Source organism: Maribacter chungangensis, assembly GCF_042676845.1.
In the GTDB taxonomy this organism is placed as follows: Bacteria; Bacteroidota; Bacteroidia; order Flavobacteriales; family Flavobacteriaceae; genus Maribacter; species Maribacter chungangensis.
On sequence record NZ_JBHTHY010000007.1, the window covers coordinates 242,677 to 265,603 of the forward strand.

General features: G+C 39.4%; 23 protein-coding genes. 13 read left to right on the top strand and 10 right to left on the bottom strand.

Translation table 11 applies throughout. From position 1 onward, the window contains the following. Positions 1-16: 16 nt before the first annotated feature. The 3 genes from yaaA to ACFQZJ_RS11715 form a co-directional block, all read right to left on the bottom strand. Entirely contained in the window at positions 17-778 is a 762-nt protein-coding gene (gene yaaA, locus ACFQZJ_RS11705; RefSeq protein WP_379934729.1) for a peroxide stress protein YaaA, read from the bottom strand. A gap of 370 nt (positions 779-1,148) precedes the next feature. Beyond that, entirely contained in the window at positions 1,149-2,180 is a 1,032-nt protein-coding gene (locus ACFQZJ_RS11710; protein WP_379934731.1) for an RluA family pseudouridine synthase, read from the bottom strand. Between the two features lie 2 nt (positions 2,181-2,182). Beyond that, entirely contained in the window at positions 2,183-2,770 is a 588-nt protein-coding gene (locus tag ACFQZJ_RS11715; RefSeq protein ID WP_379934733.1) for a PASTA domain-containing protein, read from the bottom strand. Positions 2,771-2,941: 171 nt separating this feature from the next. Here ACFQZJ_RS11715 and ACFQZJ_RS11720 point away from each other — a divergent pair, with 171 nt between their 5' ends. The 5 genes from ACFQZJ_RS11720 to ACFQZJ_RS11740 all read left to right on the top strand — a co-directional run bounded on the left by ACFQZJ_RS11720 (position 2,942) and on the right by ACFQZJ_RS11740 (position 9,114). Then, positions 2,942-3,916: a D-alanine--D-alanine ligase gene (locus ACFQZJ_RS11720; RefSeq protein ID WP_379934735.1), complete on the top strand. Its 975-nt coding sequence runs from the start codon at positions 2,942-2,944 to the stop codon at positions 3,914-3,916. A 33-nt stretch (positions 3,917-3,949) separates the two neighbouring features. Next, positions 3,950-4,408: a pantetheine-phosphate adenylyltransferase gene (gene coaD / locus ACFQZJ_RS11725; protein WP_379934737.1), complete on the top strand. Its 459-nt coding sequence runs from the start codon at positions 3,950-3,952 to the stop codon at positions 4,406-4,408. A 607-nt stretch (positions 4,409-5,015) separates the two neighbouring features. After that, positions 5,016-6,896, top strand: coding sequence for a PAS domain-containing sensor histidine kinase (locus tag ACFQZJ_RS11730; protein WP_379934739.1), 1,881 nt, complete (start codon positions 5,016-5,018; stop codon positions 6,894-6,896). Beyond that, a complete protein-coding gene (locus ACFQZJ_RS11735; RefSeq protein ID WP_379934741.1) occupies positions 6,893-7,297 on the top strand; it encodes a response regulator in 405 nt (134 codons plus the stop codon). The genes ACFQZJ_RS11730 and ACFQZJ_RS11735 overlap by 4 nt, the downstream gene beginning before the upstream one ends. A gap of 62 nt (positions 7,298-7,359) precedes the next feature. After that, positions 7,360-9,114, top strand: a complete 1,755-nt coding sequence (locus tag ACFQZJ_RS11740; RefSeq protein WP_379934743.1) for a M14 family metallopeptidase — start codon at positions 7,360-7,362, stop codon at positions 9,112-9,114. A gap of 10 nt (positions 9,115-9,124) precedes the next feature. Here the strand turns inward: ACFQZJ_RS11740 and ACFQZJ_RS11745 are convergent, their stop codons facing one another. After that, the gene (locus ACFQZJ_RS11745) at positions 9,125-9,715 is read right to left on the bottom strand and encodes an NUDIX hydrolase (RefSeq protein ID WP_379934745.1); all 591 of its coding nucleotides are present in this window, start codon (positions 9,713-9,715) and stop codon (positions 9,125-9,127) included. Positions 9,716-9,722: 7 nt separating this feature from the next. Here ACFQZJ_RS11745 and pyrE point away from each other — a divergent pair, with 7 nt between their 5' ends. Next, positions 9,723-10,367, top strand: a complete 645-nt coding sequence (pyrE, locus tag ACFQZJ_RS11750; protein ID WP_379934747.1) for an orotate phosphoribosyltransferase — start codon at positions 9,723-9,725, stop codon at positions 10,365-10,367. A gap of 4 nt (positions 10,368-10,371) precedes the next feature. Then, on the top strand, positions 10,372-10,764 hold the full coding sequence (locus tag ACFQZJ_RS11755; RefSeq protein WP_379934749.1) for an SRPBCC family protein: 393 nt from the start codon (positions 10,372-10,374) through the stop codon (positions 10,762-10,764). On the opposite strand, the gene ACFQZJ_RS11760 is transcribed toward ACFQZJ_RS11755, so the two are convergent. Further along, positions 10,761-11,492 carry a biotin--[acetyl-CoA-carboxylase] ligase gene (locus ACFQZJ_RS11760; protein ID WP_379934751.1) on the bottom strand — a complete coding sequence of 244 codons (732 nt, stop codon included), beginning with the start codon at positions 11,490-11,492 and terminating at the stop codon, positions 10,761-10,763. The genes ACFQZJ_RS11755 and ACFQZJ_RS11760 overlap by 4 nt on opposite strands. Positions 11,493-11,584: 92 nt before the next feature. Here ACFQZJ_RS11760 and rsfS point away from each other — a divergent pair, with 92 nt between their 5' ends. Genes rsfS through ACFQZJ_RS11790 form a run of 6 tightly spaced genes read left to right on the top strand, consistent with a single transcriptional unit; the run spans position 11,585 to position 16,358 of the window. Then, a complete protein-coding gene (gene rsfS / locus ACFQZJ_RS11765) occupies positions 11,585-11,962 on the top strand; it encodes a ribosome silencing factor (RefSeq protein WP_379934753.1) in 378 nt (125 codons plus the stop codon). A 9-nt stretch (positions 11,963-11,971) separates the two neighbouring features. Beyond that, a complete protein-coding gene (gene ftsH / locus ACFQZJ_RS11770) occupies positions 11,972-14,008 on the top strand; it encodes an ATP-dependent zinc metalloprotease FtsH (protein WP_379934755.1) in 2,037 nt (678 codons plus the stop codon). A gap of 28 nt (positions 14,009-14,036) precedes the next feature. After that, positions 14,037-14,648 carry an LUD domain-containing protein gene (locus tag ACFQZJ_RS11775; RefSeq protein WP_379934757.1) on the top strand — a complete coding sequence of 204 codons (612 nt, stop codon included), beginning with the start codon at positions 14,037-14,039 and terminating at the stop codon, positions 14,646-14,648. Position 14,649: 1 nt separating this feature from the next. Next, positions 14,650-15,453, top strand: coding sequence for a phosphatidate cytidylyltransferase (locus tag ACFQZJ_RS11780; RefSeq protein WP_379934759.1), 804 nt, complete (start codon positions 14,650-14,652; stop codon positions 15,451-15,453). Next, on the top strand, positions 15,443-16,126 hold the full coding sequence (locus ACFQZJ_RS11785) for a phosphatidylserine decarboxylase family protein (RefSeq protein ID WP_379934761.1): 684 nt from the start codon (positions 15,443-15,445) through the stop codon (positions 16,124-16,126). The genes ACFQZJ_RS11780 and ACFQZJ_RS11785 overlap by 11 nt, the downstream gene beginning before the upstream one ends. Beyond that, positions 16,101-16,358, top strand: coding sequence for an acyl-CoA-binding protein (locus tag ACFQZJ_RS11790; protein WP_379934763.1), 258 nt, complete (start codon positions 16,101-16,103; stop codon positions 16,356-16,358). Before ACFQZJ_RS11785 ends, ACFQZJ_RS11790 begins: the two co-directional genes overlap by 26 nt. 8 nt (positions 16,359-16,366) lie before the next feature. On the opposite strand, the gene ACFQZJ_RS11795 is transcribed toward ACFQZJ_RS11790, so the two are convergent. The 5 genes from ACFQZJ_RS11795 to ACFQZJ_RS11815 all read right to left on the bottom strand — a co-directional run bounded on the left by ACFQZJ_RS11795 (position 16,367) and on the right by ACFQZJ_RS11815 (position 22,757). Next, the gene (locus tag ACFQZJ_RS11795) at positions 16,367-17,131 is read right to left on the bottom strand and encodes a creatininase family protein (RefSeq protein WP_379934764.1); all 765 of its coding nucleotides are present in this window, start codon (positions 17,129-17,131) and stop codon (positions 16,367-16,369) included. 9 nt (positions 17,132-17,140) lie between these two features. Continuing rightward, on the bottom strand, positions 17,141-18,412 hold the full coding sequence (locus ACFQZJ_RS11800; protein ID WP_379934766.1) for a sterol desaturase family protein: 1,272 nt from the start codon (positions 18,410-18,412) through the stop codon (positions 17,141-17,143). Positions 18,413-18,423: 11 nt separating this feature from the next. Continuing rightward, positions 18,424-19,017, bottom strand: a complete 594-nt coding sequence (locus ACFQZJ_RS11805) for a hypothetical protein (protein WP_379934767.1) — start codon at positions 19,015-19,017, stop codon at positions 18,424-18,426. A 455-nt stretch (positions 19,018-19,472) separates the two neighbouring features. Then, entirely contained in the window at positions 19,473-19,988 is a 516-nt protein-coding gene (locus ACFQZJ_RS11810; protein ID WP_379934768.1) for a PepSY domain-containing protein, read from the bottom strand. A 126-nt stretch (positions 19,989-20,114) separates the two neighbouring features. Next, positions 20,115-22,757 (bottom strand): valine--tRNA ligase, encoded by a 2,643-nt coding sequence (locus tag ACFQZJ_RS11815; RefSeq protein ID WP_379934770.1) that lies wholly within the window; start codon positions 22,755-22,757, stop codon positions 20,115-20,117. Positions 22,758-22,927 lie beyond the last annotated feature (170 nt).

The following is a 22,927-nucleotide window of genomic DNA, read 5'->3' on the forward strand; positions in this document are numbered from 1 at the left end:
TTAGCAATAGAATATTTTACCGAATAAATACCGGCTCGTTTTCTTTTAGGGTATGCTCCTTGCTGTATTGATACTCATCTAGATTAAAACCCCTGATATCATCCAAGGTCCGGGCATTGGAATCTATGATATAGCGTACCATGGAACCTCGTGCTTTTTTGGCGAAGAAGCTAATTATCTTTAATTTATCGTTTTTCCAGTCTTTAAAAACAGGAGCTATTACGGGTACTTTTAAAGCTTTGGTATCTACCGCACCAAAATACTCGTTACTGGCCAAGTTTACGAACAACTCGTTTTCCTCTAATTCGGAATTTAAATGATCCGTAATACGTTTCTTCCAATACTCGTATAGGTTTTTGCTTTTTGCTACAGGCAAGGATGTTCCCATTTCCAAGCGGTAGGGTTGCATAAGGTCCAAAGGGCGCAAAACACCATATAATCCAGAAAGGATACGTAGGCTATTTTGGAGTGTATCCAATTTATCCTCCGGTATCGTGTAAGCATCCAATCCCTGATATACATCTCCATTAAATGCATAAACGGCAGGTCTGGCATTATCCGGTGTAAACGGTAGGCTAAAATCTTGGTTGCGTTCCCAATTAAGCTGCGCCAAATTATCGGAAATGGACATCAGAGCGGACAACTCCTTTGGTTTTTTCTTAGCTAGCACTTTATTAAGTTTCTTGGCGGATTCCAAGAATACAGGTTCAGTATATTTTGATGTGGGCACCTGGGTTTTATAATCCAATGACTTCGCAGGCGATATTACAATCTTCATAAGCTTATTATTTAAATCTCTTAGTAATGAATTCCCAGATGCTTTATTTATACCAATTTAAATTCTAGATGTCGCATAAAACAAGTTTCTTTTTTACTCAATTGTCGTCATAAAATAGAACCATAGCTAATGCTATGCTTAAATTTCATTCCTAAACTGAGAAAAACTAATTCAAATTTTCAATACGACATTCAAAACCTAAATTGGTACTATTCTTCTTTTGGGTCTTAAAATTTATCTTTTGGCTGTTAGACGCTACAAAGGCGCGCTTCTTACATAGCGATGTTTTTTTGATGGATAAAAATAAAAAGGAACGGAGACAATACCTACACCTGTGGGAAAAGAGTTTTGATACCACTATTGCGCAAAACTATATTCCAGTACTATTTTGACTATAATTGCGCCACTTTTCTATGCATTGCTGCATATCCTCCGGAATTTCAGAATCAAATCGCATGGCTTTGCCCGTTACCGGATGTACAAATCCCAAGGTTTTTGCATGCAGGGCCTGTCTTGGCAAGACCTTAAAAGCATTTTCAACGAACTGCTTGTATTTGGTAAAGGTAGTCCCCTTTAAAATACGCTCCCCACCATAACGCTCATCATTGAACAGGGTATGCCCAATATGTTTCATGTGCACGCGTATCTGGTGGGTCCTTCCGGTTTCCAACTGACAAGAAATTAGGGTAATATACCCCAATCGTTCCAATACCTTAAAGTGGGTAACGGCTTCCTTTCCTTCTTCTCCTTCCGGAAAAACATGCATTTGAAGTCGGTTCTTGGGGTGCCGTCCCACATGCCCGGTTATGGTACCTTCGTCCGCTTCAATATTTCCCCAAACGAGGGCTACATACTCGCGTTCCGAAGTTTTGTCGAAAAACTGTTTTGATAGATGGGTCATCGCGGCCTCGGTCTTGGCAATAACCAAGAGTCCGGACGTATCCTTATCTATTCTGTGCACCAGTCCCGGACGCTCATTGCTGTTGGCCGGTAAGTTATCTATATGGTAAATTAGGGCATTTATGAGTGTTCCGGAATAATTTCCATGACCCGGATGTACTACCATACCTGCCGGTTTGTTCACTACCAACAACACCTCGTCCTCATAAACAATATCTAAGGGAATATCCTCTGGAACCAACAAAAACTCATGTGGTGGATGCTCGAACATGACTCGGATTTCGTCACCCGCCTTTACTTTGTAGTTCGATTTTACAATTGACCCATTTACCCACACATGACCATCTTTCGCCGCTTGTTGTATCTTATTTCGTGTAGCGTTCTCTATAAAGTTCATCAAAAACTTATCTACCCTAAGCGGTTCTTGGCCTTTTGAAGCTACTACGCGGTGATGTTCAAAAAGCTCATTATCCTCTGGTTCCTGATCTGTTGTAATTTGCATACTTATTCGGAATCTGCCTTAATAATCGCTCTACTGGTAATGGAACCGTTGCCGCAGATAAGTTCTACTTTAGAAGTCTTGGGCAGCTTATCGCCGGGTTTTACATATTTTCCCTTGTACTTTATTTCATAGACCATGTCCTTGCCCAATTCGTCGATATAGGTTACTCGTTGTACATCCAGGCCTACTGCTTTTAACATGGAAGTGGCGTTTCTTTTGGTCACCTGTTTAATATTGGGTAAGGTCACCTTTTTATATCCGGAGGGATTGACCGTAAAATAAATCTTACGGTTCGTTTTTACCTTGGTTCCCGCCAGAGGATCCTGGTCTATGATGGAGAATCTAGGGTAATCGGGATTAAAATTGGCAGAATCCAACACCTCGTACCTCAACCCTGCATCCTCAACAGATTTACGCATTTCCATAACGGAAAGCTTTGCAAAATCGGGAACTTCTACAAACTCGCCATGATTGGTAGTACTCTTTAACCAAGATAAGGTTACAAAAACCAAAACAACGGTCAACACTAGGGCCAGTCCCAACTGAATCAAAAATGATTTACTTCTTAAAAAATTGAAAAAATTTCTCATGTGGCTAAATAATCCTCCAAAGATAATAAATGCGCGTGTACAAAACGGATTCCTTTGTATTTCTTCCTGGCCGCCCATAAGCTGGGTATCTCATTTTTGATTGGACTCCCCTTTTTTCTTTCTCAGGAATAGTACATCTTTGTGTAAACGATCATCCCTTTAGTTTTTAACATGAAGAAAAAGATAGCTATTATCATGGGAGGCTATTCCAATGAATATGAAATCTCCCTACAAAGCGGCAAGGTTGTGTACGACTTTTTGAACAAGGATAAATTCGACTTGTACAAAATTCATATTTTTAAGGAAAAATGGGTCTACGTAGACAACACCGATACCGAACATCCTGTAGATAGGTCCGATTTTTCGATACGTATCGATGGGGATAAGGTAAATTTTGACTGTGTATTTAATGCTATCCATGGTACACCCGGGGAAGACGGTTTAATGCAGGCCTATTTTCAGTTATTGAATGTACCGCAAACATCCTGCGGTTTTTATCAGGCTGCGCTTACCTTTAACAAAAGGGATTTATTGAGTGTTCTAAAACCTTACGGGATTAAATCTGCCGCATCCTATTATTTGAACAAAGGCGATAGTATTGATGAAGATGCCATTATAGAAAAAGTACAACTCCCCTGTTTTGTAAAGGCGAACAAATCGGGCAGTAGTTATGGTATTAGCAAAGTCTATAAAAAAGAGGATTTACAACAGGCTATAGACGTAGCGTACAAAGAAGATGATGAAATAATCATAGAAGCCTGTTTAACGGGAACCGAAGTATCGGTTGGCGTTTTAAAACTTGACGGTAAAACTACCGTACTTCCCATTACCGAAATTACGACCGAAAATGATTTTTTTGATTATGAGGCCAAATACGAAGGAAAATCCCAAGAAATAACCCCTGCAAGACTATCTCAGGCTCAGGAAAAAAATGTAAGATACTGGGCCAAAACCATCTATGATATTTTAAAGATGAGCGGTTTTTCTAGAAGTGAGTTCATTTTTATAAAGGACGAACCCTATTTGTTGGAGGTGAATACCACACCGGGACTCACCACCAACAGTATATTGCCCCAACAAGCAGCCGCGGCCGGTATAGATCTGCCATCGCTTTTTGAAAATGCCATTAATGAAGCCTTGAACTAAATTTGCCTATATTTAACCTTTTAGCCGATCAGTATGAGACGTGCAATTTTCCCGGGATCCTTTGACCCGTTAACCTTAGGACATTATGACATAATCATGCGTGGTATTACCGTGTTTGACGAGCTCATTATTGCGATAGGCAAAAACGCGGATAAAAAGTATATGTTCTCTTTAGAGGAACGAATGCACTTTATCAGCGAAGCATTTAAAGGAGAAAAACAAATTAAGGTGCTTACTTATGAAGGACTAACCGTAGATTTTTGCAAAAAAGTGGATGCCGATTATATTCTAAGAGGATTACGGAATCCCGGAGATTTTGAATTTGAAAAGTCCATTGCGCATACCAACCGTAAATTATCGGAAATAGAAACTGTTTTTTTACTCACTTCTTCCGGTAAATCATACATCAGTTCTTCCATCGTTAGGGATGTTATTAGAAACGGAGGAGATTATACAGGATTGGTGCCGGATTCTGTTCGGGTGTCCAAATAAACCCAATTATCCCATGTCAATGTAGAGACGGTAAACCGTTTATATAAAAGAAGTCATTTAAACTTTTTCCGTTAGCTAAAAAATTGCTCTTTTTCGCCCATTTTTTGTCTTTTTGTCTTTCCATAGCTATGCTATGCAACTCAAAAAAGCCTTCAAATGGTCATAAAATTTCTAATTTTCGCTTGAACGCGAAAAGTTTAAACCACTTCAAAGCATACAATTATTCCTACAAATATGACATGCTTTATTTTTTAATAAAAGTAAGAAAATTCTATCTTAAAACTCCTTAATTCTTCAGTTATACCAAACACTTCCAGTACATGTGTTTGGGATAAATCATTCTCCGCTTTTTAAAAAAATCAGTACTATCTAACTCATAGTGGATAACGACTACCAACTATTTCGACCATTTCAAAACTCCAATAACGCTTGCGAATAGTTGATTTCAGGATGATCTAAACCACTAAACGTGAAATTCTAGATGAGAAAAAGCGTAAAAAAATGGACATAGTTCAATAAACCAAAACATACCCTTTTTGTTAAAAAAAGTCTACTTTCCCAATAATCACAACAAGTAATAGATAGTTCACAACAAAAATTTATAATATTGAACAATCCTTACAACCTTGTAAGAAAATACGACATTATGTTGAAGGACTTTCAAACTATTTCCACTTCATTTTTGGTAAAACAATTGCCAACGGCTACGCTTTTCGTAGATATGAAGTTAAGGGTAGTTTATGCATCCGATAAACTAATTTCCTTATTCTGTGACGAAAAGGTGAATTTCGTTGGACAAAGTCTATTTACTATTTTCCCAGAACTAGACTCCAAGTGGGAGACCGTTCTAAAAGAATGCCTAACTGGAAAATCTAGCCCAATGGGTGTTCAAAGCTTTACGGATGCGGAAGGTAAGGAGAAATTTTACGAATGGTCCAACGCAAGTTGGTACGACTCCGATGAGAATATCATAGGTGCAATTATTCAAATAAATGACATTAGTTTAGCCATTGAAAGTGATGTTGCTTTAGACAAAGCCAACATTCTGTTAAAACAACAATCCGAACTTTCCAAGATCGGTATTTGGGAATACGACCTACAAAAAAAAACAGTGTATTGGTGTGCAATGACAAAAACAATACACGAAGTAGCTTTGGACTATGTACCGGATATAGACAAAGCTATAGATTTTTATAAGAAAGGTCACAGCAGAAATGCTATTTCCATGGCCGTTTTTGAAGCTACGGACAAAGGCAGACCGTGGAGTTTAAAATTACAGATCGTCACTGCCAAAGGAAACGAAAAGTGGGTGTTGGCCGCTGGGAAACCCATATTCGAAAAAGGGAAAATAGCTAGGATCATGGGAACCTTCCAGGACATTAATGAAGAGGTTGTAGCGGAAATAAAAACAAAGGATAACGCAAAACTCCTTAAAACATTGATAGACCATTTACCTTTAAATGTTTTTATAAAGGACAGGGATTCGAAAAAAATACTGGTAAACAAGTCCGAATGTGATTACTTGGGCGTTGCCAACGCTAATGAGCTTATAGGGAAAACAGATTTCGACGTGTACCCTTTTGAAACTGCAAAATTATCTAGAGACGAGGATTTACAGATATTGGAGACTTTAAAACCGATACTTGGCAAAGAGAGTATCAGTGTAAAAAAAGATGGTTCGGAAACCGTTTTTTTAAGTTCAAAAATCCCTCTTTTAGATGAAGATGGCCATGCAACTGGCATTGTAGGTATTAGTCTGGATATTAGCGACCTCAAACAAAAAGAACAAGAATTAAGGAATCTTATCAACGTAACGTCCTTACAGAACAAAAAGCTCATCAATTTTGCACATATCGTTTCGCACAATTTAAGATCCCACAGCGCTAACTTTTCTATGTTACTGGATTTTTTGGTACATGAAAAAGATGAGGAAGAAAAAGTGAAAATAGTGAACATGCTCACCCAGGCATCCGATAATTTATTGGAAACATTAGAAAACCTAAATGAGGTGGTAACGTTAAGCACCAACACACAGGCTAAAAAGGAGAAAGTTAACCTACATACTAAAATCTCCGAGATCCAGCAAAACCTGTCCGAAATAATCCAAAATAACAAATTGAAGATCATTAACAAGGTTTCCCAAAATATTGATATTAGAATTGTGCCTGCCTACTTGGATAGTATCTTAATGAATTTTATAACCAACGGCGTAAAGTACAAACATCCGGACAGGGAACCCCAACTTGAGTTTAGCACAGAGGTAATTAAGGACTACACGGTACTGAGTATCAGTGACAACGGAATAGGAATAGATTTAGAAAAATATGGAAGTAAACTGTTTGGCATGTATAAGACCTTTCATACCAACAAAGATTCAAGAGGTATAGGATTGTACATCACTAAAAACCAAGTAGAGGCCATGCACGGTAAGATCGAAGTAGAAAGCGAGCTTGGCGAAGGAACCAAATTCAAGGTATTTTTTAAATGAGAAAAGTAAATTTCATCAGTATAGTGGATGATGACCCCATAACGGTATTCGGTATTAGGAAAATGCTTAATGCAACGGTAGAATGCAATATAGTAGAGTCGCACATTAATGGAAAGCTAGCTTTGGAAAGCATCAAAGAAAGAATAGCCATGAGCAAGCCACTCCCGGAAATTATTTTTTTGGATATCAATATGCCTATTATGGACGGATGGCAGTTCTTAGAGGAATTCATCAAATTGCCGATCACAAAAAACGTAAAAGTAAATATAGTTACGTCTTCCATAGACCCCTACGACATTGAACAGTGGAATTTTTTTAAGAGTAAAACGAAACATACCATCACCTTCAACAATAAACCCATAAAAAAACTGGAGATGGTTGAAATTACCAGAGTAGCCTAGTATACATATCTTGTTCCGGTTTTTAGCTATTTTTACGCTCGATATACATTTAACAGGCGAGCATGAAAACAGTATCCTTTCGACTATTTATAGTATGTACTACCATCTTTTTTCTCTCCTGTGAAAAAAGGACAACATCCAATAGTACAGACCTTAGGACACCTTTTGAAACATCAAAGGGCAAGGAAACCGCAACGTACCAGCAAACGATCGAATTCTACATAAAACTGGCAAAGGGATTTCCAGAGATAAATATCCAGACCATTGGAAACACCGATAGTGGCAACCCATTGCACATTGTAACCTATAATCCAGACGGGGATTTCAACTATAAACATATTCATGAAGAAAAGACCGTAATTCTTATAAACAATGGTATTCACCCGGGGGAGAGTGATGGTATTGATGCTACCATGTTACTTTTCAGGGACTTGGCAAACGAAAAAATAGACACCCCTGTAAATACCGTTCTAGTAACCATACCCATTTATAATATTGGAGGATCCCTAAACAGGAACTCAAACACACGAGCGAATCAAAACGGTCCAGAATCCTATGGTTTTAGGGGGAACGCACGAAACTATGATCTAAACAGGGATTTTATTAAAAGCGACACCAAGAACGCCAAGACCTTTGCGGAAATCTACCATTTGGTGAAGCCGGATATATTTATAGACAACCATGTAAGCAATGGGGCGGATTATCAATACACGCTAACCCACTTGTTTACCCAACACAATAAGTTAGCCGGTGAAACCGGCAGCTACCTTCACAAAATACTTATGCCGGCATTACAGGACTCACTTTCCGATGCAAACTGGGATATAACGCCTTATGTAAATGTTTTCAACAGAACACCGGAAACAGGTTTCCAACAGTTTATGGATCATCCTAGGTACTCCACTGGGTACACCACCCTTTGGAATACCCTAGGTATGATGGTAGAGACCCACATGCTAAAACCATACAAAGAACGCGTTAACGGAACCTATTTACTCATGAAAAAGATGATAGGTATTGCCGAAAAAGAAGGAAAACGTATTACAGAAATTAGAAAAAATGCACTAACGGAACAATTTAAAAGCACATATTATCCCATAGCTTGGCAAGTAGACACGAGCAAAACCTCCCAGCTTAATTTTAAAGGATATAAAGCGGATACCGTTATAAGTAAAATTACCGGTTTTAACAGGCTCAAATATAATCGCAAGGCACCCTTCACCAAAAAAGTGGTTTATCAAGATCATTTCATCGCCTCGGATTCGATTAAGATACCTAAGGCATATATCATTGGAAAACAATGGGTAAATGTCATAGACCTGCTCCAACGTAACAAAATAGAGTTCACTTCCTTTAAAAAGGATACGATAATTGACGTAGAAATCTATAAAATAGCTGACTATAAAACCGTTGACAATCCTTATGAAGGACATTATTTGCATTACAATACCCAAGTAAAGACTGCATTGAGCCAACAAAAAGTGTTCTCGGGAGACCTCTTGGTCCATACAGACCAAGCTGGTATCAGATATGTATTGGAAACCCTTGAGCCTGCTGCAGTTGATTCCTTTTTTAACTGGAATTTCTTTGACACTATTTTACAACAAAAGGAGGGTTTTTCTCCCTATGTATTTGAAGATACCGCATTGCTAATGCTAGAAAACGATTCGGTTCTTAAAAAGGAATTCGAACTAAAAAAACAAACAGAAAAGCATTTTTCGGATAATTGGTACGCACAACTAAGCTGGCTGTTCAAACGCTCTAAACACTATGAAGAGGCACACATGAAATACCCGATATATCGACTGCCAAAATAGCATTAAAAGACTAATCCCCTTCAAATAAGATTTTGATATTGGCATAGGAATTCTGAAGCGCAATTCTTATTTTCTCGGGACCTTTCCACCTTACCTTTACTATACCTTCCTTTTTTTCGGGCTTTAGTTTGCCTTCAAATTCGGTTTTCATTGCGTACCAATGTACCTGTTTTAATGTAGGTATGCCGTTATAATTAAAAACGTGATAGGTTGTTTTTAAAAAATTTTCTATACGTAATCCGCTTACTCCGGTTTCTTCCATGACCTCGCGCATGGCACAGTCCTCTATGGATTCACCTTTGTCCAACTTTCCTTTAGGCAAATCCCACTTGTCGTTTCTATAGATAAACAACACTTTTCCTGCATCATTTGTTACCACGCCGCCCGCTGCTACGATCAACGGAATTTCTTTGGTAAATTTCTTTAAAATCTCCTCGTGATTTGGATGATAAATGTAAGCCTCTGTCAGCTTTTTCTTTTTCAAGGCCTTTATTGCTCCATGTATGGCCTCCTTGTTCAACGGAAAATACTCGCCGTTGGCAGTTTCCGATAGTTTATTTGTTAAAATCAAAGGCAGTTCATTAACAAAAACTTTATACATTTGCGTTATGGTTTTAGATAAGAATACCGCAAAAAAAACAGCAGAGCTTCTATTGCAAATTAATGCAATAAAATTGAAACCGGAAAATCCTTTTACATGGGCCTCCGGTTGGAAATCTCCCATTTATTGCGACAATAGAATTCTATTGTCCTACCCGCCCATACGAAACTATGTAAGGGATGAAATGGCAAAGCAGGTAGAGACACTTTACGGCAAACCAGATGTTATTGCCGGGGTTGCCACAGGGGCTATCGGTATTGGCGCATTGGTAGCAGATGTGCTAGGTTTACCGTTCATTTACGTAAGACCGGAGCCCAAATCGCATGGCAGAAAAAACCAGGTAGAAGGCCATTTGGAAAAAAACCAGACCGCGGTGGTCATAGAAGATTTGATAAGCACCGGCAAAAGTAGTCTTAATGCGGTAGACGCTCTAAGGAACGAAGGCGTAAACGTCAAGGGAATGCTGGCTATTTTTACCTACGGATTTGAGACTGCGACAACCAATTTCATTGAGAAAGACCTAAAACTTAACACCCTTAGCAGTTACGACTATTTGATAGAACAAGCCTCCGAAACGGGCTATATCAAAGAAGATCAACTTAGAACACTAATGGAATGGAGGATTGCACCTTCAAAATGGAACCAACACTAGTACTATGTTTATAGAAACACCCAAGACTGTAGTATCCAAAAGCGATAAAGAGACGTTTGAATTTTTAAACGACCTCGCAAATTTTGAACAATTGATGCCGGATAACATTGATAAATTCGAAGTACTTAACGAAAATAGATTTCTTTTTGCGTTAAAAGGGATGCCGGAAATTGTTTTGGAGAAAAAAGAACAAACACCACCCCACAAAATGGTGTTGGGCGCTGCAAGTGAAAAATTGCCATTTACACTCTCTGCGGATATCACCGCTATCAGCGAAAACGAGAGCGAAGTACTGTTAAGTTTCGCGGGCGAATTCAATGCCATGATGGCCATGATGATAAAAAACCCCATTACAAACTTCATGACCACACTTTCTACAAACTTGACGAAAGTTTAATAATGTAACTTGATCTCTTTTAAATCATATTCCTTAAAAATGGCATTTTCTAGCGCAAGCCTTAGTTTACCCTCTTTTGTTATCCCTTGAATAATACCGGTAAACAGCGGTCCATTTGGTTCTTGAAAAGTTGCCGGGCTATTTTTTCTAAAAAGAACACTTTCATATTGATATAGCAAACTACTCCAAGTAGCCGAACCCATACCATGTAAGTATCTTTGAAGTGAGAGAAGAATACGCTGTAACAGATCTTCCAAATCTACTTCCCTACCCAAAAGCAACTTTAACGAAGATGCTTTTACCTGATTAGGAAACAATTCCTGATTTACGTTTAAACCAATTCCGATTATAGAAGTTTTAATTTCCTGCCCGGCAATACTGTTTTCTATCAATATGCCACATATCTTAGAAGTTCCTGACAGAATGTCGTTAGGCCATTTGATGCGAAGCTGGGGCAAACCTAGGTTCAACAGCACATCGTAAATTGCACAGGTCACACACATACTAATCATAAAATGATTGTCCAAAGATATACCTTCATGCCTCCTTAACACACTAAAAGTCAAATTTTTACCGGGTTCGGATTCCCACGATGCACTCACTTGGCCCCTTCCCTTTGTCTGTGCAAAAGCAGTAACTACGGTAAAATCCTCAAGTGATTTCAAGGACATTAGCCCTCTTAAATAACTGTTTGTAGATTCCGTGGCATCAAGTTTGATTATTTTCATAGGCCAGCGCTTTTACCAATCTATAATCTATTGTTAAAAACTAGGGGTAAAAGAACAAAAATATAATAACTTTGTAAAAATAAAATTTTTGAATGCAGAATAGGAAAAATGGTGCAGATGAGTTAATTGCATTAATTTTACAAGGAATAGAAGAAGTAAAAGGACAGCACATAAATTTACTCGACCTTAGGGACATCGAAAACACCGTTTGCGACTATTTTATTGTATGTAACGGTACTTCCAACACGCATGTAAATGCAATCGTAGGTTCTATCCAAAAAACAGTTAGTAAGTCGATACAGGACAAACCTTGGCACGTAGAGGGCGAAGCTAATGCTGAATGGGTGCTTATGGACTACATCAACGTTGTAGTTCACGTATTTCAGAAACAGGTTAGGGAATTCTACGACATAGAAGGGCTTTGGGGAGACGCTAAGTTTACAACAATAGAAAGTAGCATTAATAATTAAAAACATAAAATGGCTAAAGAAAATAGTACAAATCCCAAAAAACCAAAGTTCAGTACGTGGTGGATTTATGGCTTGGTGGCAGTATTACTTATCGGTTTTCAATTTCTGAACAGTGATAATCTTGCCAGTGTCGAAAAAACGACCACCTCGGAATTACAGGAGTACTTGCGCAACGGCGATATCGACAAAATATTGATCATTACCAATACGAACCAAGCAAAAGTTTTTCTCACCGATGAGGCCCTTGCCAAAGCAGTGCACAAGAACGTAACAGAAAAACCATTTTTACCTTCATCTGGGCAAATACCACAATATACACTGGATTACGGTGACCTTCAGATATTTCAAAACGAAATAACCGAAATAAAAAAGGAGAACAATCTGGAGACCATAGTAGAATTTGGCAAAGAATCCACTGCGATTTTAGATTTTCTTCTATCTCTGTTACCCTTTGTCCTTATTATCGGTATATGGATCTATCTCATGCGCAGAATGTCCGGCGGTGGCGGTGGCGGTGCCGGAGGACAAATCTTCAATATAGGAAAATCCAAAGCGAAACTTTTTGATGAAAAGACGGATACAAGAACCTCCTTTAAGGATGTTGCCGGCCTAGAAGGTGCAAAAGAAGAAGTAGAGGAAATCGTAGAATTTCTAAGGAACCCGGACAAGTACACATCGCTTGGAGGTAAAATACCTAAAGGGGCATTGCTCGTAGGCCCTCCCGGTACTGGAAAGACCTTATTGGCAAAAGCCGTAGCAGGCGAAGCAAAAGTGCCTTTTTTCTCGCTTTCCGGTTCCGATTTTGTAGAAATGTTCGTTGGAGTTGGAGCATCAAGAGTTAGGGATCTATTCAAACAAGCAAAAGACAAATCCCCGGCCATTATATTTATTGATGAAATAGATGCAATCGGTAGGGCCAGAGGAAAGAACAACTTCACAGGCTCCAACGATGAAAGAGAAAACACCTTGAACCAGCTATTGACAGAAATGGACGGTTTTGGTACAAACACCAACGTGATAGTATTGGCCGCAACCAACCGAGCCGATGTGCTGGACAAAGCCCTTATGCGTGCAGGAAGGTTTGATAGGCAGATCTATGTAGACTTACCGGATATTAGAGAACGTAAAGAAATCTTTGAAGTCCATCTAAGACCTATAAAAACCGCAGAAACACTGGACCTTGATTTCTTGGCAAGACAAACACCAGGATTTTCGGGAGCCGATATTGCCAATGTTTGTAACGAAGCTGCATTGATTGCCGCAAGAAAAGAACAAAAGGCAGTGAACAAACAAGATTTCTTGGATGCCGTTGATAGAATAGTAGGCGGACTCGAGAAAAAGAATAAAATCATTACCCCTGGAGAGAAAGAAACGATAGCATACCACGAGGCAGGGCATGCAACCACTAGTTGGATGTTGGAGCACGCCGCACCCTTAGTGAAGGTGACCATTGTTCCCAGAGGTCAATCTTTAGGGGCTGCATGGTACCTCCCAGAAGAACGATTGATCGTTAGACCGGAACAAATGCTGGATGAAATGTGCGCTACCATGGGTGGTCGTGCAGCAGAAAAAGTTATTTTCAATAAAATCTCTACAGGAGCCTTAAGCGACTTGGAAAAAGTAACCAAACAAGCGCGTGCCATGGTTACCATATATGGTTTAAACGACAAAATAGGAAACATCACCTATTATGACTCTTCCGGTCAGGATTCCTATGGGTTCTCCAAGCCTTACAGCGATGAAACCGCCAAGACCATAGATGAAGAGATTTCTAAGATTATAGAAGAGCAATACCAACGTGCTATCAAAGTACTTACGGATAATAAGGACAAACTTACTACCTTAGCGGAAAGGCTATTGGAAAAAGAGGTTATTTTTAAAGAAGATTTGGAAAAGATATTCGGCAAAAGGCCTTTTGAAAAAGACATCTTGGCGCAAAAAGAAAGAGACGCTGAAGATGTGGCCAGGGAAGAGAAAGCCAAAGCGGACAAAATAAAGGACGTAGAGGAACAAGAAGCAAAGGGAAAAGAAGTCGAAGAAAGTTAAAATTACACGTACTAGTTTAAAAGATGAAATGGGGCTCTTAGATATTTTATTTGGTGGTGGTAAGAAAAAAGTTTCAAAGGAGACTACTGAAACGCGAGGCCAACACATGCCCGATTTAAACCTTCCGGTAGACGAGAAGTTCACCATACATTTTAAACAAAACGGCGGTAAATTTTTATACTGTGTTTCCCAAAGTGAAATTTCAACGGCAATTGAGAACATAATAGCGGAAAATAGCTGGACAAATGCTCCTTTCTTTGCAATGGATGATCGCTTGATATCGAAATTTAAAACAGAAAATATTGTTTTCACCGATACGGCAAAGAATAGCGAAGTTTTTTTTACCACCTGCGAACATCTTATTGCCCAAAACGGAAGTATACTGGTCTGTTCCAATCAACTTCATGAGAAAAAAGTAAATGAACTTCCCAGCAATGTAGTAGTATTCGCTACAACGAGTCAATTGGTAGAATCTATAGGTGAAGGTCTAAAGACCATCAAAAAAAAATACGGCCCTAAAATACCTACCAATATTACCACATTAAAACACTTTAAAGCCACAAAAGAAAACTCGGATGATTTCCTAACGTACGGAAGTAGCACCAAAAATCTTTATCTTTTACTTTTGGAAGATTTATAGTATGAGGGAAATTTTACGAAGGTCATTAACCGGAGCAGTTTACATTATTCTACTATTGTCAGCTGTTTTTTTAAATTCCGATGCTTTTGATTTTCTTTTCATGACCTTTGGCCTAGCCTGTCTCTATGAGTACAAGAAATTGGTAAACCTCAGGGGCTATTACCTCTTTGCCGCCTATTTAGCGCTGTGGTGGGCCTTTATTTATTTGGTAAACGACCAAAGATTAATTAACGTATTAATGCTCATCACCATTGCTATTGATATTTACCTACTATTTTATCTCTTTACCAAAAAACCAAGAATTTTTGGTACACTTCAAAAATTTGTAATCGGTCTCTTTTATATTGGTGGCGGCTGCATATTTTTAACCATGATACCCTATAAGAACGATGCGTTCGCCAAACTTTTGATCATGGGTATTTTTATCTTGATATGGGTTAATGACTCCTTTGCATACCTTGTAGGCAAAAGTATTGGTAGGACAAAGCTATTTTCTGCGGTTTCCCCAAAAAAAACTGTTGAAGGAACGCTAGGAGGTTTTATATTTGCTCTGGCAGCTGCGTACATCATGGGCACCCAAGAAAAATTGATAAGCCCGTGGCAATGGATGATCCTTGCGTGTGTTATAGTAGTGGCCGGAAGCCTTGGAGACCTAATAGAATCAAAACTGAAAAGAGCTGCAGGGGTCAAGGATAGCGGTGCTATTTTACCTGGGCACGGCGGAATGTTGGATAGATTGGATAGCTTGGTCTTTGCAGCGCCATTTGCTTATTTAACCTTAAATATATTTACTTATGCTTCATAGAGAGGGCCAGTTTATAATTTTGATAACCTTTTTTATTGTAGGAATCGGAACCCTTTTAGCTCATTTCTTTATCGATATCCAGTGGTTAAAGTGGTTGGTTCAAGGATTTTTATTAGTTGTGCTGATTCTCATTCTTCAATTCTTTAGAAATCCCTCAAGGAGAGCCAATAAAAGTTTTGATGAAATCCTTTCTCCGGTAGATGGCAAAGTCGTAGTCATAGAAGAAGTAATGGAAAATGAATACTTTAACGAAATGCGCAAGCAGGTTTCTATTTTTATGTCGCCTATAAACGTTCACGTTACAAGGTACCCGGCCAGTGGTACCATTAAGTATTCCAAATACCACCCCGGAAAATATCTAGTTGCCTGGCATCCTAAATCTAGCGAGGAAAACGAAAGGACAACGGTAGTCGTTCGTACCCCAAAGTTTGGAGATGTCCTGTTCCGACAAGTTGCCGGAGCTTTGGCGCGTAGAATTGTTAATTATGCCGAGGAAGGAGAATCGGTACAACAAGGAGATGACTCCGGATTTATAAAATTTGGTTCTAGGGTAGACCTTTTCTTACCTTTGGATTGTGAAATCAACGTGGGCTTGAACCAGAAAGTAAAAGGAGCCCAAACCTGTATTGCCACTTTTGTAAATCCAAATGAAAAAGAAGAAGTTACATACTGATTTCGAAGCAGCGGTCACTTTTGTTAATTCATACACTACACCAATACCTGCGGATACCCTTTTAAAGCTATATGCGTACTATAGAATTGCGAATGAAAATTTTGACAATCCTGGTAGCAAGACCCCGTTAATTAATGCCTTTAAGGCAAACGCTTTGATACAGGCCCAGAATATTGACGGCGAAGAGGCAATGAAATCCTATATTAAACTTGTGAATTCCGAATTAAGATAGAATCGTTTTTATTCGTATAGATCTTCAATATCCGCATTGGAAAGTTCTATAAAAAGTAAAGCTACCTTCTCGCATATAGCAATAAAATAACGTTCTCCTTTAGCAGTCGTTGCATGCTCAGGATTCCCTATTCCGGTATCTTTGCTAACTTTGGACCATTGACGTTCTGCCCACACCCACCCTTCCGAAAAGGCCTTTATTCTAAACTTCTTTGCAGCACCGTTACCCCATTCCTTTTTAGGAAGAACCAGATCTGGCCTCAGGTACAGCATTAAACTTGTTTCCATTTCATCTGCATGGTCCCCAGCTTCATCAAAATAAGCGGACTTATCGAATATTTGAGGAAAAAAGCAGAAACTAATGAACATGTTCGGAAACTGCAATCCCAACTCCCTTACCAAAGGTTTAAAATTATTACCGCCATGGCCATTAAAAATTAGCAGTTTATAAATCCCTTGAGTATTTAGGACCGTAACAATATCCTTTAAAATAGTCAACTGTGTGCTTGGGTTTAGGTTGATATCCAAATAGATATCTTTTTGACCGGTATTTACCCCAAAGGGAATTGTAGGCAAAACCACCACTTTACTACCCTTTTCCCAAGCAATTTTTGCCGCTTCGGTAGCCATGGCCTCGGCCTGAAAATTATCCGTGGCATAAGGCAAGTGATAGTTGTGGGCCTCTGTTGCCCCCCATGGTAGTACCGCCAATTCAACACGTTCATCTTTCAAATGCTTCCAATTTGTGTCCGCTAATACGTAAGGTCTTATCATTTCATATATTTAAACAACAGGTTGGGATGTACTATTTGTATGCCTATTAAAATTAAAATAGAGCACCGCAACGAAGGTGAGCAATAAATAAAGGAAAATCGCAACTCTTCCCCATATCATAAGGTCGCTTGTAATGAACCAATTATCATTGGAGAGCAAGAAAACCATACCAACTACAGATCTTGAAACCTCTATCCAAAAACCATAGGAGACACCATCCATTAAACTCGTGTAACCATAAATGCCCATAAATATAAAACCACCATAAACCATAAGTTCTACCGTATCCAACGCACTAAAGTTAGAAAACAACAAGAGTAACAAAAATGTGGTGGACAACAGCTGAAAAACGATGTACATGTTAAACAGCACCGAAGAAGGTGTTTCATACTTTCGAAAGGAATAGACATCGGTAATAACGTCTTCAATGGGATATTTGGCCTCAACGTCCGCTGGTCTCCATCCGGTTGGCATAAACCAAATTCGCAATTTATCCCTATAGCTAGTGGTACGCCATGCATCTTGCAATAATCTCCAAAAGTGCTGAAAATTGATATGCACCGGATTCCAGGTTTTAGCAGGCTTCAAAACCCCGTACTGCGGCGGAACATTATCCAACTCTTCTTGAAACGTACCAAAGCACCGATCCCATATACAAAGAAGCTGACCCAAATTTTTATCGATATATTCCGGGTTTATAGCATGATGCACCCGATGTTGCGAAGGTGTCACAATCACATATTCCAGCCACCCCAATTTACCAATATGCTGGGTATGGTACCAAAACTGGGCAAACAAATGAACCGGCGCCAAAACCGCGACTACCTGGTTGGGAACCCCCAACAGTGCAGCAGGAATCAATAAAAAAGCGAAATACCCAAAGAGATTGGAAATAGGCTGCCGCAACGCACAGGCCAAATTAAATTCCTCACTACTATGATGAATAACATGTTGGTTCCAAAAAATATTAACCTTATGACTAAGCCTATGGTTCCAATAACCGGCAAAATCAATGGCTAAAAATGCAACAAACCAGACTACCCAACTAGTATGAATCTCAAATAGCGATAAATGCTCCAACAGAAAAGGATAGGATATCAATACCAGCCCAATACCAAGAGAGTCCTTGATTATATTGGTAAGGCCAGAACTGATGCTGGATACAGAATCCATTAGCTTATGTTTTTGATTCTTTACGATATACCCGTAGGTAATTTCAAAAACCAACAACAACATAAAAAAAGGAATAGCATACAGCAATGCCTTGGCATAGGTTTCCATTCGGCGATACTTTAATTAAAAGGCCCTATCATAATATGCGCCCGAAACGTTCCGGGATCCATAAGCCAAGGCATGCCTTTGGCATGGGGCTTGTCCGGAAGACCCGTAGATTCGGTCGTAGCAAATGCGGTGTATATAACATACCTGAACTGACCATCTGACAATTCCCCCGTTTCAGGATTATAGCCCTCATCGGTTCCATAATAAATGTAGGTCATACTGGGTTCCTTGGGCATTTCCAATTTACCTTGGGCAACTTCCATACCCCTTATTTCCCGCTTTTCGTTAAAGTCCTTTCCCTCTGCGGTCAGTTCCCTTCCCCGTTTCATAAAAGGCTCTAATTTCTTTGAATAACAGGACACACTAATCCCTTTCTTTTTAGGGTCATCGGCCAAACAGATCAAATTATTAGTCCCCTCCCTTAACACGACAAAATCACCTTGCGCATTATAACCGTACACCATGGCACCATCCTTGTCCGCTTCAGGAGCGGGTAAAACCGCAGTTTTTATTTGGATGGCTTCCGGCAACACGGTTAGGGAGGTTTCTTGGGCACTGGCTACAACACCCACAAACAAGATACTTAAAATCACTATTTTTTTCATGGTTTTTATTTTAATAGGCTCTGTAAGTTATACAATTTATTAAAATGACAGTAAATTTTAACCATCAAGATTTTCACTACAGGCTAGACTTACAAATCCCATCGCAGCATACGAATCAAAGGTTATGGAAGCACGTGCCTATCTGCAACTAGCCCCGCTGTAAAAGGTAAGAAACCTCATCTTCCTCAAAAGACTACTTAGGGTGTTGTTCATATACTAATACCAATTTAAATTCTAGATGTCGCATAAAACAGGTTTCTTTTTTACTCATTTGTCGTCATAAAATAGAACCATAGCTAATGCTATGCTTAGATTTCGTTCCTAAACTGAGAAAAAAATAATTCAAATTTTCAATACGACATTCAAAACTTAAATTGGTATAATATGTATCCGTTAGTTTGATGAGAAACAGGAAAATCTAAACGAATAAGATTATAATCGATTAGACGAATATTCTAAAGTAGTAGCAAAATTATGACAAGTGCCATGCCAGCAGCCGAAAAATATAATCCTTTTTTAAATATAGAAGTCCCTGGCAAAAACATCCAGAAAGAAGAAAGGACAAAGAACAACAATGCAACACCAAAAAATATATTCAATATGTACAACGGATCTGCGGATTTTGCTTTATGCAAATGTGTCATTTTATCCAACACCAGCGGAAGTGCTTTTTTAGTATAGGTTACTTCGCCGGTCTCCACGTTATAATAACCTTGTTCAAAAGCGGCTATGGTGCTGTCTAAAGACTGAAACTCCAAATTTTTAATCTTAATCTCCTTCCCAACGGCTTCGGCATTTAAGCCTGGTTCAAGCTTTTTTTCGTGTTTTGTTTCTCTCTTTAAAAAATCGGTATCCCTAAAAATCAACACAATTCCACTGATGGCGTACATCGCCATAATACCTGCCAAAAAGAAACCAAGATACCTATGATATTCCCTTACCTTATTGGAAATTTCTCTTTGTTTAGACATAGTTTAGAACGGTTTTATCCAAAAAAAAGAGAATTTTTCAAAGCATTCTAACCTCAACCCCTTTTTTAAGCCCATTTACTTTGCGATCAATAGTAATTACCTCTGCATCATTTAATAATTGAGTAGCTACTGCAAACTGGCCAAACTCTTTTCCAAGGTCTCTATTTTCGCCTCCGCGTCCGCAACTTTTTTCTTTTCCATCGCCACAACTTGTTCGGGCGCGTTGTTTACAAATCGCTCGTTGGATAGTTTTTTCTGAACCGATTTTAAAAATCCCTTTGTATAATTAAGTTCCTCCGTAATCTTCAGAACTTCGGCCTCGATATCAATGGCACCGGACATGGGAACAAAATATTCGTTACTTTTCACTCTAAACGACAGCGCTCCTTCAAGTGGGGCGTTTATATACGAGATTTCAGAAACATTGGTAAGTTTCTTTACAACGACATCCCATCTGGCAGGCGTCTTTTCTTCATTTAGCAAAGATAGCTCCAAGGCCTCTTTCATGGGAATGTTCTTATCTTTTCGGATGGTGCGCACTCCCGCAATAACTTCTTGCGTAAACTCAAATTCCTTGATCAAGCCCATATCTACGTTACCTGCTTTAGGCCACTGTGAAACCACAAGGGCATCTTCGGGCTTTCTGTTAGAGATATGCTGCCAAATTTCTTCCGTTAAAAAAGGCATAAAAGGATGAAGTAACTTTAAATTATTCTCGAAGACTTGAATTACGGCATCGAAGGTGGTTTTATCTATAGGTTTTTGGTATGCCGGTTTCACCAGTTCCAATAACCAGGAACTGTAATCGTCCCACACCAATTTATAGATGCACATTAGCGCATCGGAGATACGGTATTTACTAAAATGATCCTCTATTTCCAACACGGTCTCGTTAAACTTGGAATCATACCACTCCAAGGCCAACTTCGAGGCTTCTGGTTGCGGTAGATCACCTACTTCCCAACCCTGTAAGAGTCGGAATCCGTTCCATATTTTATTGGCGAAATTTTTCCCCTGTTGGCAAAGGTCCTCATCGAACATTAAATCGTTACCTGCTGCAGAACTTAAAAGTAGGCCTACCCGAACGCCATCCGCTCCGTAGTCATCAATTAGCTTAAGTGCATCTGGAGAATTACCAAGCGACTTGGACATTTTTCTGCGTTGCTTATCGCGCACCAAACCAGTAAAGTATACATTTTCAAAAGGGCGTTCACCTCTAAATTCATATCCCGCGACGATCATCCTAGCCACCCAAAAGAAAAGAATATCGGGTCCTGTGACCAGATCGTTGGTGGGATAGTAGTAGTTCACCTCCTCATTTTCGGGCTCCAAAATTCCACCAAAAACACTAATCGGCCATAACCAAGAAGAAAACCAAGTGTCCAAAACATCGGGATCTTGTCGCAAATCTTCCAACACTAATGATCTATGCTCTCCTTTAGCCGAAAGAGCCGCCTGAGCTTTGGTCAACGCTTCGGCTTTGGTTTCCGCTACTACAAAATCGTTTTCCCCATCGCCATAGTAATAAGCAGGAATTTGTTGTCCCCACCATAACTGGCGCGAAATATTCCAGTCCCGTACATTTTCCATCCAATGGCGATAGGTATTTTCGAATTTTTTGGGGTATAGTTTCACATCGCCCGTGCTCATAACGGCATCCAAGGCAGGCTTTGCCAAATCTTCCATTTTCAAAAACCACTGATCGGACAGTTTGGGTTCAATAACAGCTTTGGTACGTTCTGAAGTACCCACTTTGTTGATATGTGTTTCCGTCTTTACCAAAAACCCTTTGTCTTCCAGTTCTTTGGCTATTTCTTTACGAACTACGAACCTGTCCTTGCCTTGGTAGTGAAGTCCAAAACTGTTAAGGCTGGCATCATCGTTAAAAATATCTATGGTTTCCAACTGATGTTTTTCGCCTAAAGCCTTATCGTTAACATCATGGGCAGGCGTAACTTTTAGGCACCCGGTTCCAAATTCCATATCTACATAGTCGTCCTCTATAATCGGAATAACCCTACCACAAATAGGAACAACTACGCGCTTACCTTTTAAATGCCCAAACCTGTCGTCATTTGGGTTGATACAAATGGCTGTATCCCCTAAAATAGTCTCGGGCCTAGTGGTAGCAATGGTCACTTTTTCATTGGAACCTTCAACTTGGTAGGCCAGATAGTACAATAGCCCTTGCTTTTCCTCGTAAATTACCTCTTCATCGGAAAGCGTAGTTTTGGCCTCAGGGTCCCAATTCACCATCCTATGTCCTCTGTAGATCAACCCTTTATCAAACAGATTTACAAAAACCTTTATCACGGAGGCTGACATATCGTCATCCATGGTAAACTTCGTACGGTCCCAATCGCAGGAACATCCCAATTTTTTAAGTTGATCTAAAATAACACCTCCATATTCGTCTGTCCAGTCCCAAGCGTGCTTCAGAAATTCTTCCCTACTAAGATCTGCCTTTTTTATACCGTCGGCCTTTAGTTTGGCAACCACCTTTGCCTCTGTGGCAATAGAGGCATGGTCCATACCGGGCACCCAACAGGCATTTCTCCCCATTAAACGCGCCCTTCTTATCAATACATCCTGTATGGTGTTATTGAGCATGTGCCCCATGTGCAGGATTCCCGTAACATTTGGTGGTGGTATTACTATGGTGTATGGCTCTCTAGCATCTGGTGTGGAATGAAAAAAATTGTTTTTCATCCAGTAGTCGTACCATTTGCCTTCTACACTCTTAGGGTCATATTTGGACGGTATTTCCATAATTGGAACAGTTTTTGGTAATGTTTAGGTTGATGGGATTAAAAAACAAAGCCGAAAAGATATGTTAAATTATCTAATCGGGCCCTTTTCTTCCCTATTGTAAATACGAAACAAAAATAAGTAACGTTAGAGTATAACAAAAGGATTTTGAGGTTGTTCTGAAAAGAATT